This window comes from Halomonas sp. HAL1 (assembly GCF_030544485.1).
Taxonomy (GTDB): Bacteria; Pseudomonadota; Gammaproteobacteria; order Pseudomonadales; family Halomonadaceae; genus Vreelandella; species Vreelandella arctica.
Map to the genome: position 1 here is coordinate 3475949 of NZ_CP130610.1, position 14877 is coordinate 3490825.

Annotated in this window: 14 protein-coding genes; all 14 read right to left on the bottom strand. The window is 51.9% G+C overall.

Going from position 1 to position 14877, the window contains the following annotated elements:
• Positions 1 to 50: 50 nt before the first annotated feature.
• On the bottom strand, positions 51 to 1064 hold the full coding sequence (locus tag Q3Y66_RS16265) for an AI-2E family transporter (RefSeq protein WP_035587257.1): 1014 nt from the start codon (positions 1062 to 1064) through the stop codon (positions 51 to 53).
• Between the two features lie 292 nt (positions 1065 to 1356).
• Positions 1357 to 2379 (bottom strand): tryptophan--tRNA ligase, encoded by a 1023-nt coding sequence (locus Q3Y66_RS16270; RefSeq protein ID WP_008959231.1) that lies wholly within the window; start codon positions 2377 to 2379, stop codon positions 1357 to 1359.
• 64 nt (positions 2380 to 2443) lie between these two features.
• Entirely contained in the window at positions 2444 to 4177 is a 1734-nt protein-coding gene (locus Q3Y66_RS16275) for a hypothetical protein (protein WP_008959232.1), read from the bottom strand.
• An 8-nt stretch (positions 4178 to 4185) separates the two neighbouring features.
• The gene (locus Q3Y66_RS16280; RefSeq protein ID WP_008959233.1) at positions 4186 to 4722 is read right to left on the bottom strand and encodes a PilW family protein; all 537 of its coding nucleotides are present in this window, start codon (positions 4720 to 4722) and stop codon (positions 4186 to 4188) included.
• Positions 4719 to 5135 (bottom strand): type IV pilus modification protein PilV, encoded by a 417-nt coding sequence (pilV, locus tag Q3Y66_RS16285; RefSeq protein ID WP_008959234.1) that lies wholly within the window; start codon positions 5133 to 5135, stop codon positions 4719 to 4721. Before pilV ends, Q3Y66_RS16280 begins: the two co-directional genes overlap by 4 nt.
• Positions 5132 to 5632, bottom strand: a complete 501-nt coding sequence (locus Q3Y66_RS16290; RefSeq protein ID WP_008959235.1) for a GspH/FimT family pseudopilin — start codon at positions 5630 to 5632, stop codon at positions 5132 to 5134. The genes pilV and Q3Y66_RS16290 overlap by 4 nt, the downstream gene beginning before the upstream one ends.
• 3 nt (positions 5633 to 5635) lie before the next feature.
• Positions 5636 to 6058: a type IV pilin protein gene (locus tag Q3Y66_RS16295; RefSeq protein ID WP_008959236.1), complete on the bottom strand. Its 423-nt coding sequence runs from the start codon at positions 6056 to 6058 to the stop codon at positions 5636 to 5638.
• Between the two features lie 79 nt (positions 6059 to 6137).
• Positions 6138 to 7118, bottom strand: coding sequence for a 4-hydroxy-3-methylbut-2-enyl diphosphate reductase (ispH, locus tag Q3Y66_RS16300; RefSeq protein WP_008959237.1), 981 nt, complete (start codon positions 7116 to 7118; stop codon positions 6138 to 6140).
• A 30-nt stretch (positions 7119 to 7148) separates the two neighbouring features.
• A complete protein-coding gene (gene fkpB / locus Q3Y66_RS16305; protein ID WP_008959238.1) occupies positions 7149 to 7595 on the bottom strand; it encodes an FKBP-type peptidyl-prolyl cis-trans isomerase in 447 nt (148 codons plus the stop codon).
• A 19-nt stretch (positions 7596 to 7614) separates the two neighbouring features.
• Complete coding sequence (lspA, locus tag Q3Y66_RS16310; RefSeq protein ID WP_008959239.1) at positions 7615 to 8148, bottom strand: signal peptidase II; 534 nt, start codon at positions 8146 to 8148, stop codon at positions 7615 to 7617.
• Positions 8149 to 8167: 19 nt separating this feature from the next.
• On the bottom strand, positions 8168 to 11005 hold the full coding sequence (gene ileS / locus Q3Y66_RS16315; RefSeq protein WP_193365461.1) for an isoleucine--tRNA ligase: 2838 nt from the start codon (positions 11003 to 11005) through the stop codon (positions 8168 to 8170).
• A 7-nt stretch (positions 11006 to 11012) separates the two neighbouring features.
• Entirely contained in the window at positions 11013 to 12095 is a 1083-nt protein-coding gene (gene ribF / locus Q3Y66_RS16320; protein WP_008959241.1) for a bifunctional riboflavin kinase/FAD synthetase, read from the bottom strand.
• A gap of 65 nt (positions 12096 to 12160) precedes the next feature.
• A complete protein-coding gene (gene murJ, locus Q3Y66_RS16325; RefSeq protein WP_035587260.1) occupies positions 12161 to 13744 on the bottom strand; it encodes a murein biosynthesis integral membrane protein MurJ in 1584 nt (527 codons plus the stop codon).
• Between the two features lie 135 nt (positions 13745 to 13879).
• On the bottom strand, positions 13880 to 14146 hold the full coding sequence (gene rpsT, locus Q3Y66_RS16330) for a 30S ribosomal protein S20 (protein WP_008959243.1): 267 nt from the start codon (positions 14144 to 14146) through the stop codon (positions 13880 to 13882).
• Positions 14147 to 14877 lie beyond the last annotated feature (731 nt).

Consider the following 14877-nt stretch of genomic DNA (forward strand, 5'->3'; position numbering starts at 1 on the left):
AATCGGCGTACAATTATTTGTGCAGCGGTATTTATGACGATTAACACTATTTACTGGCTTTCTTCCTCTCGAGTGACGTATAGCCTGTTCACCAACACAAACGCCACCACCGTCAGCGGTGCGGCCAAAATCAGGCCGGCTAAACCAAACAGAGTACTGGCTGCAAACAGCGAAAATAGCAGCATCGCTGGAGGCAAGTGAACAGCGCGCTGCTGTACCAGCGGCTGTAAAATATTGCCCTCTACCTGCTGAATAACCGTATACGCAATCAGCACAAATAGCGTGGTTTGAGGACTCACAGTGAAGGCAAGCAACAACGCAGGAATAGCAGCGATCAGGGGCCCCACCAGTGGCACAAAATCCAATAGCCCCGCCACCAACCCCAAGCCAAGCGGCGCAGGTACGCCTAACAGCCACATGCTGACACCCACTAAGAGCCCCGTGACCACCATGGCCACTAACTGCCCGCCCAGCCAATAGCGAAGCGCCTTACCGCTCTCATCCAGCGCTTCACCCAAACGTGGACGGCTTTTAATGGGCGCGAGTAGCAATAAACCACGGCGATAAAGACCCGGCTGTGCAGCCAAATAAACCATACCGACGATAAGTGCGAAAAAGCTGACAACACTGCCCCCCATAGAGACCACTACCATCCCCACTTGAGAAATACCGTTACCAAACAGGTCGCCCGCCCGCTCTGCCGCGTTATCAACCAATGGCGCTAGCTGCGACCCTTCAAGCCTTTCCTGAAGCTGTTCCCATGCCTCGGGTAACAGTACAGCCAGCGATTCCAACTCAGCAGACACCTGCGCGCCAAATGCCCAACTAACTAAGCCTAGCGCCAGGGTTAGCGTAATAATCACCGTTAACAGTGCCAGCCACCGGGGCACGCCTAGCCTCAAAAGTGGCGTCATACCCGTTTGCAATATACAGGCGCCCACCACCGCGCCAAAAATCAGGATCAGTAGCCCAACAAGCTTCCAAAGCATTAACGCGACGACCACCAGCGTTAAGGCTATCAATGCACATTCCGTAAACGACTGATGTCGATACCTTGACCGCATACAATATTCCCTTTGTGGATGCGTTGCTTTTGCGAAGCTAAGTACGTATCTGAGAAATACATAGCCTACGTGATAAGCACTATAGGACATCAGCACAACTCTGCTCATGCACAACCATGCTCATTCAGTTAATGACTGACGCCCCCGATTGAAGGCTGAGCTGTCACTAACAGCCTCGTTAGCAGCAAAGCGCGAGGCCCGAAACAAACGAAGCCCTTTCCAAGCGGAAGGGGCTTCGTCGTTACTGCTAGATGACTGACAGGTCACTACTGTGAATGGCAGTATTCAGATATTAAACAAACCGTCCCAGGCCAACGGCAGCACGTAAGCGATCCATCGTTACTGCCGCTTCTTCGCGCGCCCGCTCTGCGCCTTTCTGAAGTACCGCTTCAATATGAGCGGGATCTTCCATTAACGCGTTATAGCGTTCACGGGGCGCGCTTAAGTGAGCGTTCAAATACTCAAACACTTGGTTCTTCGCATCACCCCAGCTAATGCCTGCGGCATACTGCTCACGGAGACTGGCGGTCTCTTGCGCCGTCGCAAAAGCGGAGTAAATCTGAAACAGCGTGCAGGTGTCCGGATCTTTCGGCTCACCGGGCTCCAGTGAGTTGGTCTTGATCTTACGTACCAGCTTTTGCAGCTTTTTCTCAGGAGCAAAGAGCGGAATCGTATTATCGTAGCTTTTGGACATCTTGCGCCCATCCAAACCATTCAGAAGCTGCGTTTTCTCGTCAACGACGGCTTCTGGGAGGACAAAATGCTGGCCCTTGTAGAGATGATTAAAGCGCCCGGCGATATCACGGGCCATTTCGATATGCTGAATCTGATCACGCCCTACCGGCACCTTATTGGCGTTAAACATTAGAATATCCGCCGCCATTAGCACAGGGTAGCCAAACAGCCCCATGGTGATGCCTTTATCCGGGTCTTGGTTTTCCGCCTCTTCGTTCTCAGCCACCGCCGCTTTATACGCATGGGCGCGGTTCATCAGGCCTTTGGCGCAGACGCAAGAGAGCATCCAGGTAAGCTCAGGAATTTCCAAAATATCCGACTGGCGATAAAAAATGGCATTGTCGGTATCTAGCCCCAGCGCTAGCCAAGTGGCGGCAATTTCCAAGCGAGACTCCTGCACACGCTTCGGATCAGGGCATTTGATCAAGGCATGGTAGTCAGCCAAAAAATAGAACGACTGAACGTTGGGATCTTGACTGGCCTCGATAGCAGGCTTGATCGCCCCTACATAGTTGCCCAAATGGGGCGTGCCGGTGGTGGTGATACCGGTAAGAACGCGGGTTTTGGCGGTCTGGCTCATGGTTTTCAGGCTCTTAAGCAAATACCGCTATGATAACGTGCACCTAGGCGCGTGGCGAATGACGTTATTGCCAGCCAATTAAATCCCAGACATCGTCAGGGTTTCCAAAAGCCCCTCCAAGCAGCTCGTCATACACAATACTTCCGTCACCACTCACGTTAACGCTGCGCCCTCTTACGCTACCAAAAAAGTTAGCACCGGAATTGACCGAAACATTTGTATAAGGCGCATACACATTAGCTACTACACGGTTACTTGAGTTGAAATCCACCCCACTACCTGAGCCCTGATAGCCCGAAAAAAGAGAGAATGTCGCTTGGCCGTTGCTGTTAATTGAGTTAACTTCAGGCTCAATATTTAGTACGCTTCCAAAATTTACCTTACCTGCAACAAAAACGGTTAAACTCGAGTCTATATCAATCACTAGACCAGCACCACCACCCCCCATTGTGAAATCACCGCCTACTACGAGCACCACATTCCCACCTGTAATTTGTAACTTAGATTTACTAGCCATATTCAAATCATCAACATAGTAGATTCTGGCTGCTTCTCCAAATAAAGTATCGTCGCTCGGCACAGCTCCATTAACATGTTCGTGAATATCACTACCACTAACTGATATAGAACTGGGTGTCATCGTTATATCCACAACGCCATCATTGACCACCACATCGCCAATTGAGGCAAGATCATTTTGATAGCGAGCAATCTCCTCACTCAAAGTGTTACCTGCGAAGTCAACGATATCACAAGGCTGCGAATCAATTTCTGATATTGAAACTGACGTATGCGGAAAGAAATTACTGCGGTTATCTTCATCAATATGCCCTTCAGGCGGATTCCACTGAGGATCACCTGGACTAGAAACGCCTCTTTGAGCATATATACCCTTACCTACACTTGCCCCCCATGTTAAGCTAACGATTCCTTGTGCTCTGACCACGCCATCAACTCTTGTACTACTGCCGAAGATTACGTCTGCACGGCTTTCAGCATTTCTCTGTACGTACCCACCTCCAGCATTTAGATATATCGTTTGATTAGCCAAGATGCTCCCAAAAACCTTTGAAGAGCCATTTAAGGTAACAGTACCAAGAGCTTCTATACCGCCATGAATATGCTCGCTACCACCAAGAACCACGTTTGCATTTGCAGAAGTAGTACGCACAAGTGGAATATCCTGCTCAGCAAAACTGCCGGGCTGTCCCTCAACCCACCCTCCCACACCTGAGTTATAGCTACTGAAAGTCGAACCTCCACTAGATTGAACGCCTTCACAGCCGACTATTGGTGATTCAAAGGGGAGCGAACTAGCACCGCCACTATCACCGTCATTACCTTCACCATCGTTATCGTCACCTCCCAAACCAACATCTTCGCTTCCCTTTTTATAAGTTGCGACCGTTTCCCCAACAGCATCGTTGTTTGTTCCTTGGTCTATCATCGTAATAATGATTTCATCGTTATTTTTTTCAACTTTAACTGCTTTAACAATAGAACCAAGCCCCTCTATTCCTTCTAAAGAATCTAAAATATTACGCTCATACTCTTCGTAACAACTTGCATTATTCTCACATTCTGTATTATAAATCTCATCCAAAAGGCTTTGAGACTCATTCTTTCTAAACTCCGACATCATACTGTCGGAGTTCATTTTGGCTTGGACTGAAGCGCGATAATTCCCAGCTAGCTGCTCATCAATCAATGCGCTCTGCATACCAGACATACCTAACATTAGCGATCCGGAGAGAAGCGCCATAACAACGACCAAGGCAGCACCTTGCTGGTTATTCATATCTTCACCTATAAAAATGCTTCTACCCTATTTTGGATGCGGAGCACGATTTCTTCGTAAATTTCGCCTTCATTTTTGGCAAGCCTAATGACTAATTTATAAAGCCCACCGCCACCTTCTTCTTTAAGCAAAAATGATGCAGCACTATCGTCGTAAAAGCCTTCTACCAGCGGCTCAGATTGCCCCCACTCACTTTCACTTTCACATTTATTACTAACGCTTAAAGAAAATCTTCCGTTTGTTTCAGATAAAAAATATATTCTTTCCAGAAGCTCATCTTTATTGCAATCGTCGCCAGGGTGTAATGAAAACTTCATAGCTGCATTATTTGGTTCTGCGTCAATATGTGTTGCAGATCGGACATCCTGAACCAATGCTCCCGTAATAAAAATTAACGCTTCTTGTTTACGGCTTAACTCATCCACTATTCTGAACGTTTGAAAAGTGGTCAGAAATAGTTGGCCAGCTCCTAAAACAATAACTGTGCCAATTGTCATTGCTACCATTAACTCAACCAGGGTAAACCCGCTTTCAGAACACCTCATGGCAGAACCTCTAGGTTCGGCAAACGAAAGAAGTAATCTAGCTTGTCGTTGTCATCATTACTTAACGCCAAGGTGACGGTGAACTGGCATCTATCGTCACTAGCTTGATCAATTATACTTTGCGCCTCAAGCGCGTTGCGCAGCGGCGAATCGTCGTTATTCAACCACTGGTCACGCCATTTCTCTTGAACCTCATCGACGACGATAACGTCGCAATTATTGCCGGGTTGAAGCGTTGCCCAAAGCCGTTCATAGGCATCCACAGCTGCAACACTTGCCACCGAACGCTGGTAACCGGCATTGGCACTTTGCAGCGCTTTAAGCTGCATAGCCGCCACACCGAGTAGGCCAACGGATAGAACCACCAGCGCGATCAATGCTTCAATTAAACTAAAACCGCGCTGATGGATCATAGCTCTAAGTCCTTTCTTCGAATGCTGCCGGTTATATTTATAGCAAGCGTAATCGAGGCCTCTTCCTCCAGCTGTCGCTGCGGGCTGAGTGTGATATGGCAAGGACTAGAGCATTTATCAATATTAGCGTCACCCAAGTTTAGGAAGGTAAGCGAGAATGTTTGATCAGGCATAGTTATATTAGCCGTCCGCCCCACTCGCATGGTTTCCTCCTCGCTTTTCACCCAGTAACACCAGCGGAGACTATCATTGTCTTCGACCATGCCCTCAAGCCCACCGCACTCACCGGGCGGTAAGAACTCAACCGTGACGTTCTGGCGCTGTTTAATCGCCTCGCTACGGGCAAAACTTAGCACGGAGACCATTTCATTGACGTCAGCAGACAGCTGCTGGCGGGTAAGGAAATCCGAAAATGCGGGCACCGTCATCACAGCGATGATCGTTGCGATCAACAGCGTAATTAGCAATTCAATGAGCGTAAAGCCTCGTTGGGACATAAGTTACCAACACTCAGGCGTATTATTGTCGCCATTAGGCCCTTTTTGACCGTTGCTCTCTATCCAGAGTGTTTTACAACCGGCTGGAACATTGATTCCTTCTTGCGCCTCTAGACGATATGTCAAACCCGACTCTGTCAGCCGTATCAAGGGATAAACACCATCAGGTGACGCTTTCGTTTCAAAGCATTCTTCTTTATAAATATAATTCGAGGTATAACAGCGTTCCATTTCTAGAGCTGCCTGCATAAGGCCGGACTTACCGTCAGTGAGACGACTACGCTCTACATAGCTAGCATAATTCGGGTAGGCAATGGTCGCGAAGATGCCAATTATCGCGACCACAACCAGCAATTCGATCAAAGTAAAACCACGCTGGCCGTTCTGGAAAAAATGGCCAGTAATTAAATCAGAAACATTAGACACGCAGCTCTGCTCCTGTATTAGTTGGCTCATACATCCAGTATGTCGCAAACTAATACGCTTTGCATCACGAAGCCTAAGATCAGCTGCTGACAATCACCTGCTCACGTAACTCTTTTGGCATGGAAAAAGTAATGGTTTCTTCGCGGCCTTGTATCTCTTCGGGCACAGCAGCGCCCATGGTCTGAAGCTTGGCGATCACGCCTTTGACCAGTACTTCAGGGGCACTGGCACCTGCAGTAACACCGATACGGCGCACATTTTCAAGCCATTGGGGATCAATCTGTTCGGCATTGTCGATCAGGTAGGCGGGTGTGCCCATCCGCTCAGAGAGCTCTCTTAAGCGGTTCGAGTTTGAGCTATTGGGGCTACCGACCACTAATAACAAATCACTCTGGGCGGCTAGCTCACGCACGGCATCCTGGCGGTTTTGCGTGGCGTAACAGATATCATCATTGCGTGGCCCTTGAATCTCGGAAAACTTGTCGCGCAAGGCATCAATCACTTTGGCGGTGTCATCCATTGAGAGCGTGGTTTGCGTTACGAAGGCAATCTTGGAGGGATCACGCACTTCCAGTTTAGCAACGTCTTTCTCGTCCTCAACCAAATAGATACGCCCGCCGTGGGAGGTATCGTAACGCCCCATGGTGCCTTCGACTTCCGGGTGACCTTCATGGCCAATCAGAATGCACTCCTGCCCACGTTTGGCGTAGCGCAACACTTCCAGGTGCACCTTGGTCACTAGCGGGCAAGTGGCGTCAAATACCTTCAACCCCCGGCGTTCGGCATCGGCTTGCACCGCACGGGAAACACCGTGGGCAGAGAAAATGACAATGACGTCATCCGGCACTTCATCCAGCTCTTCAACGAACACAGCACCGCGGGCGCGCAGTGTCTCGACCACAAAGCGGTTATGGACAACCTCGTGGCGCACATAAATAGGCGGGCCAAAGACATCCAGTGCGCGATTGACGATATCAATCGCACGATCCACACCGGCACAAAAGCCGCGCGGGTTGGCCAATTTAATTTCGATAGGCTGTGTTTGCTGCGTGCTTGTCATAAGAGCGCCTTGATGCGACGTAGCATCTGCTTAATGAGTGTTCACCGGCTTAACGTCCAGTACTTCTACTTCAAACGTAAGCGTGCGGCCTGCTAACGGGTGATTGAAATCCACCTCAATACGATCACCCTCTATGGTTTTGACCACGCCTGGCAATTCCGTTCCCGCTTTATCGGCAAACGACATCACCATGCCAATTTCCGGGGGTTCGTCACCAAAATCTGTCCGCTTAAGGGTCTGAATATTTTGTGGGTTATGCTGACCGAAAGCATGTTCCGGAGTGATCTGAAACGTCCCCTCTTGGCCGGCGGTCATGCCTTTAATCGGATGCTCAAAACCGGGCGGCAGGTTCCCATCGCCCACTTCGAAGGTGGCCGGTGCTTTGTCTTTGGTGGAGTCCACCAAAGTGCCGTCTTCCAGCTTTAAGGTGAAGTGTAGCGTCACTTCCATGCCGTCATCGATTAGATAGTCACTCATTGCAGTTCTCAACGTTCAATTAATGGGAAGTTTCGGCCACTTTTTTGCGCCGCCGCTCGCCCATAATGGATTCCCAGATTAAAGCGACAGCCCCCAGGGTAATCGCAATATCCGCCACATTAAACGCCGGGTAGTACCACCCAGCGGCGTGGAAAGAGAGAAAATCGACCACATAGCCATGCACCAAGCGGTCATAAAGATTCCCCAGCGCACCACCGATAATCAACGGCAGCGCGATCGCCAACAGCTTTTCATCGTGTTTGATGCGTGTGAGCCAAATGGTTAAGCCTACCGTCGCGCCAATCGCAATCAGGGCGAAGAACCAGCGCTGCCAGCCGGGGTGAGTGGCTAAAAAGCTGAATGCCGCGCCAGTGTTGTGTAGCAGTGTCAGATTAAAGAACGGCAACACTTCCACTGGCTGAGCATAGCCGAGCTGGCTGCTGGCCACGTATTTCGTGGCCAAATCCAATACAATCACTACCACCGCTAGCCATAGCCAGCGCAGCGGCCGCTGCATCGGCGGCCGCGCGCTGGCATGGCTCGACGTATTCATATCAGGCGTATTTCCTTCTTTAAGCATAGTAACGAGTCTCACCACTGCCTTCAGGGAGGTTGCTGATACAGCGCCCGCATAGATCTGGATGCTCGGCATGCGTGCCTACATCCGGGCGATGGTGCCAGCAGCGCTCACACTTGGTGTTGTCGCTGGCTTTGACCACCACTTTCAAGCCTTCAAGCTCCGTTGTTTCCGCCTCTACATCACCTGCTTCAGCCAGAGGTTTCAGCGTGACTTCGCTAGTGAGTATGACAAAGCGCAGTTCATCGCCCAGTTTAGTCAGCGTCGCCTGCAGTTCATCGCTCACGTATAGCGTGACCTCTGCCGCCAGGCTGCCCTTGATCACTTTGGCATTACGGGCGTCTTCCAGGCACTTGTTAACCGAGTGCTTAACCTCTAGCACCTGCTCCCAGAACGCGCGGCCCAAATCAGCGTTATCGTCCAGGCTACCCAGATCCGTGTAGTAGGTCTCAAGCAACACGCTGTCGCCACGCTTACCGGGGATATTCTCGTGGATCTCTTCTGCGGTGAAGGAGAGAATCGGCGCAATCCAGCGGCTTAGCGCTTCCACCACGTGATAGAGCGCGGTTTGCGCACTACGGCGTGCCAGTGAGTCGGTTTGTGTGGTGTATTGGCGGTCCTTGATGACGTCTAAATAGAAGCCACCCAGCTCCCGGGCACAGAAGCCGTGTACCTGCTGATATACATCCAGGAAGCGGTACTCTTCATAGGCTTTTTCGATCCGCGCTTGCAGCTGGTAAGCACGATCCACGACCCACTGATCCAGCGCCAACATATCGCCAAATGCGACTTGGTTTTTCTCTGGATCAAACCCGTTAAGGTTTGAAAGCAGAAAGCGTGCAGTGTTCCGAATCCGCCGATATACGTCTGACGTGCGCTTCAAAATCTCGTCGGAAACGGCCATTTCGCCAGAGTAATCGGTGGAGGCGACCCATAGGCGCAGAATATCACCGCCCAGCTTATCCATCACTTCCTGGGGCGCGACCACGTTACCCAGCGATTTGGACTGTTTGCGGCCCTGGGAATCAACGGTAAAGCCGTGGGTCAGCAGCTGACGATAAGGCGGATGACCGTCAATGGCCGAGCCGGTCAGCAGTGACGAGTGGAACCAGCCACGGTGCTGGTCCGAGCCTTCCAGATAGAGATCCGCTCGCGGGCCGCTTTCATGGCCGTGCGGGTGCGAGCCACGCAATACGTGGCGGTGTGTGGTACCGGAGTCAAACCATACATCGAGTGTATCGGTGACTTTGTCGTAATCCGCCGCTTCCGCACCCAATAACTCAGCGGGGTCGAGCTTGAACCAAGCATTGATACCTTCTAGCTCAACGCGCTTGGCCGCCTCTTCCATCAAGCCAACGGTGCGCGGGTGCAGCTCACCGGTTTGCTTGTGTAAGAAGAACGGAATCGGCACGCCCCAGTTGCGCTGGCGGGAGATACACCAGTCCGGGCGGTTTGCAATCATGCTGTGCAGGCGCGCCTGACCCCAGGCGGGCGTAAACGCCGTGGCCTCGATGCCTTCGAGAGCACGCTCGCGCAGCGTTTTGCCGTCTTTGCCTTGAATATCCATGCCCACAAACCATTGCGCCGTGGCCCGGTAGATCACCGGCGTTTTGTGGCGCCAGCAGTGCATATAACTGTGTTTAATCGGAATATGCGCCATCAGCGCACCGACTTCGCGCAGCTTTTCGACGATATGGGGATTGGCTTTCCAAATCATCTGGCCGCCGAAGAACGGCAGGTCGTCAGCGTAAACGCCGTTGCCCTGCACCGGGTTAAGCATGTCATCGAACTCCATTCCATGCTCGCGGCAGGTCAAAAAGTCATCCATGCCGTAAGAAGGAGCGGAGTGAACAATACCCGTGCTGCCCACTTCGGACTCGACATACTCCGCCAAATAAACCGGCGAGAGACGATCATAAAACGGGTGACGGAAATTGATCAGATCAAGCTGTTTGCCTTGCGTCGTGGCAATCACTTCGCCTTGCAGGCCAAAGCGCTCTAGGCAGCTCTCCACCAACTCTTCCGCCAGCAGCAATAGCCGCTCACCAGTATCAACCAGTGCGTAGGTGAACTCGGGGTGAACGTTCAACGCTTGGTTGGCCGGAATGGTCCAAGGCGTGGTGGTCCAGATCACTACCGCCGCCGGTTTAGACAGTTCGCTTAAACCGAACGCGGCCGCCAGCTTGTCGGCGTCTTCCACGGGGAAGGCAACGTCGATGGCATCGGATTTTTTATCTGCGTACTCGACTTCGGCTTCCGCCAGCGCTGAGCCACAGTCAAAGCACCAGTTCACCGGCTTCAAGCCTTTAAATACGTAGCCCGCATCGACCATCTCGGCCAAGGCACGAATCTCGCCCGCTTCGTTGGCAAAATCCATGGTGCGGTATGGGTGATCCCAATCGCCAATAATGCCCAAACGCACAAAGTCGGCCAACTGCGTTTCGATTTGCGCACCGGCGTATTCACGGCAAAGCTCGCGGGCGTGTTCCGGCGCCAAGTGCTTGCCATGGGTGGTTTCTACCTTGTGCTCAATGGGCAAACCGTGGCAGTCCCAACCCGGCACATAAGGGGCGTCAAAACCGGCTAAATTCTTCGATTTAACAATAATATCTTTAAGAATTTTATTAACGGCGTGACCGATATGAATACTGCCGTTGGCGTAAGGAGGGCCATCGTGTAGTACAAACAGCGGCGCACCTGCGCGCGCTTCACGCAGGCGCTGGTAAATGTTCATATCCTGCCACTGGGAAACCCGCCCTGGCTCTTGCTTTGGCAGCATGCCGCGCATGGGGAAATCAGTTTCAGGCAAATTCAGCGTGTGCTTATAATCCATGGTCTGGTCAGCCGTTGTTAGTATCAGCGGCATCATCCGCCGAAGAAGAATCAGAAGAAATCGTATTTGAAGACGCCGCACTTGAAGACATTGCACTTGAAGACATGGCCTCACGCCCAAGCGGGGCCGAGGCCAGCGGAAGAGAATAGTCGTGGTTAGCCACTGCCGCCGTAAAGTAGTGGCGAGCACGGGCTTGGTCACGTTCAATTTGCGCTTTCAGCGCTTCAAGGCCGTCAAACTTGACCTCGCCCCGCAGTCGCGTACAGGGGTATACCGTCATGCGTTGACCATAAAGGTCACCGGCAAAATCCAGCAGGTGCACCTCAAGGGTCGGCCGCTCTGAACCCACCGTCGGGCGAAAGCCAACATTGGCAACGCCCGGGTAGCGTTCGCCGTTTGCAAGCTCAGCGACCACGGCAAAGACTCCCCGCAGCGTTAACGGCTGAGGCAGCAGCGGTAAGTTGGCTGTGGGTACGCCAATCGTGCGCCCCAACTGCTGATCACGCACCACACGGCCATGCAACGAATAGGGGCGGCCCAGCAAACGCGCCGCGGCAGAAAAGTTGCCACTGGCAAGCAACGTACGCACCCGCGTACTGGAAACCCGCTCGTCATCCACGGTAAAAGTGCGAGTGTGCTCTACCCCAAACCCCTGTTCGCGGCCCACTTCCGCCAGCAACGCAAAATCACCGCGACGGTCGCAGCCAAAGCGGAAGTCATCACCCACCACCAAGTGCTTAACGCCGAGCCCATCAATCAATACCTGATCGATAAACTCGCGCCCCGTCAGGCTGCGCAGCGTATCGTTAAACGGCAGCACCAGCACTTGTTCCGCGCCAAAATCACGCAGTAAGCGCACTTTTTCACGCAGGCGGGTTAACCGCGGCGGCGCTTGGTCACCGGCAAAAAATTCGCGCGGCTGGGGCTCGAACACCACCACTGTCAGCGGCACACTCCAGCGTGCGGCATGTTCACGGCACTGCTGAAGAATGGCCTGATGGCCGCGATGCACACCATCGAAGTTACCGATCGTCGCAACGCAGCCACGATGAGCCGCTTTCAAGTTGTGCAGACCTCGAATGACGCGCATGGCACCTCAGCCGTTGGGAGGACAAAGCCTCTGATTATAACGAACCCGCACGCCAGGGTGCAGCGTTATGAGTGCATTTTAAAATGACGGATGCGTAAACCTAATGCTGCCAGCCACGCGAAGTAGAGTGAACCGCCCATTACCACCAGCCCAGTCACCCAGCTTATCCGCTGCCACAGGCCAAAGGAGAGCCACGCTTGCCAGTCCGGCGCCACAAAATAGAGTGCCGCACACATTAACCCACTGCCACCAATTAACTGTACCGAATAACGCTTCCAGCCCGGCTGAAACACCAGCACACCCTGTTTATGCAGCAGATAACCCAGCAGGCCAGCGTTCAAGAAGGCCGACAGCGCTGTGGCCAACGCCAACCCGGCATGCGCCAGCGGCCAAATTAGCAGCAGGTTAAGCACCATATTAGCGACCATGGCGATAATGCCTACCTTTACCGGGGTTTTGGTGTCTTGACGGGCAAAAAAGCCCGGTGCCAATACTTTGATTAGCATAAAGGCTACCAAACCGAAGGCGTAAGCGCGCAGGCTCATCGCCGCCATTTGGATGTCGTTGTCAGTCATCGCGCCGTAATGGAATAGCGTGATTAACAGCGGCTCAGCCAACACCGCCAGCGCTAGCGCCGCGGGCAAGCCTAACAGCAACACAATGCGAATAGCCCAATCGAGCATCGCAGCAAAGTGCTCTTTGGACTGGTCAGCATGGCGCTTGGAAAGCGCTGGCAAAATCACCGTACCAATCGCCACCCCAAACACGCCTAGCGGCAGTTCTACCAACCGGTCAGAGTAATAGAGCCACGACACGCTACCCGCCGCTAGCAACGAAGCCAAGACCGTATCCAACAGCAGATTAATTTGCGATACCGACACCCCAAACAGCGCAGGCCCCATCAATTTCAGTATGCGCCGTACGCCCTCGTGGGCAAAGTTTGGCCAGGGTGTGGGCATCAGCCCCAAGCGTAATAAAAACGGCACTTGAAAAACCAGCTGCGCAGCCCCGGCGATCAGCACGCCCCAGGCCAGCGCCATGGCAGGCTCTTCCATTAGCGGCATTAAAAATAGCGCCGCACCTATCAGCGAAAGATTAAGCAATACCGGGGTAAACGCGGGCACTGCAAAACGGTTCCAGGTATTCAACACACTGCCTGAAAAGGCAGTAAGCGAAATCAGCAATAAATAGGGAAACGTTAAGCGCAGCATATCCGCGGTCAGCGCTAGCTTTTCCGGTTCACTGCCAAACCCGGGGGCAAACACCCAAATCAACCACGGCGCGCAGAGCATTGCCACGGCAGTAATCAGCGCCAGCACTGCGGTTAAGCTACCCGCGGTCGCATTTAGCAGCTCGCGTATCTCCTCCCGATTACGCTGGGTAGAGTACTCCGAAAGCACCGGCACGAAGGCTTGATTGAAGGCCCCTTCAGCAAATAGACGGCGCAAAAAATTAGGGATCTTAAACGCCACGAAAAACGCATCGGCGCCATCCCCTGCCCCTAATAAGGTAGCGATAACCACGTCGCGCGCCAGCCCCATCACCCTCGACAGCATCGTCATCGCACTGACGACGAGACCCGAGCGCATTAGCCCGCGGCGGACTATTGCGGTGTTTGAGGAAGAGTTGGGAGCTTTCTTCGCTGTCATAAGCTATCCACAAAAACCATCCAGAAAAACCATCCAGAAAAACTATCTAGAAAGACTGTCTAGAAAAACCATCCAGAAAAATCATTCAGACACAAAAAAACCGGCCGCAGCCGGTTTTTTATGGCGCCTGCCGGCTTACGCCGCCAGTGCCTTAATACGCTTGTTCAAACGGCTCTTCAGGCGAGCTGCTTTCTTCTTAGACAGCACGTCCTTGTCTGCAATACGGTCCACGACCGGCTGCATGGCCTTGAACTCTTCCATTGCCTTAGCGTGGTCGCCGGTGCTGATCGCTTTCACTACACGCTTGATGTAGGTGCGGACCATGCTGCGCTGGCTGGATTTCAGGACGCGACGGTTCTCGGCCTGGCGGGCGCGCTTGCGAGCTTGCTTGCTGTTCGCCACAGGGTATCTCCTTGGAGAATAAAGGTTGCCGAAAAAACGGCAACGAAATTAAATATGTGTTTGTCGGCTGCGCTATGACAGTACGACGTTCCGCAACATGACATTTCTAAATCAACCAGTTGATTTGGCAGGCTTTTCACCCTACCAAAACGTATAATAGGCAGTTAAATCGAGCTGCCCATTCACGGGTCTGTCTGAGAGGATGGCATAGTCTATCACGCGCCATGCGCGCTTGCTAGCAACGGCTGCGCGTCGAACAACGTTCAATGCGTGGCCTTTTAGCTTTTGAAGCAGTACCACGGCGGTGAAGCAAGAACGACGAAGCATGCTCGTCCCCACGATGAACCATATTCACTCAGAAATTCGCTTAGGAGACTTCAAGTGATGGTGGAGCCATTTAAAAACAATGACTTAGAAATTATGAAAAATAACCATTCCATACAGATAGCAATGAAAATATTAAAAATAAATACGTAACATAACCGTAAGTATACAACCATAAGTCTAATACAGTATAATTTACCTACTATTAGAAAAACTAACATTAACGGCCTATCGAGACATACTTAAGCAGCTACCAAAACCGTCTTAATTTAAGTTTATCTAATACAATGTTTCCTAAGCAAGGGTATATCACGTTGCCAGCAGCAGATGCATGCTAAACGCCTGTGAAACAACAATGCGTTAAAACTAAACTGAACGACACGCTACTTTTCATCATCATTTAGTGC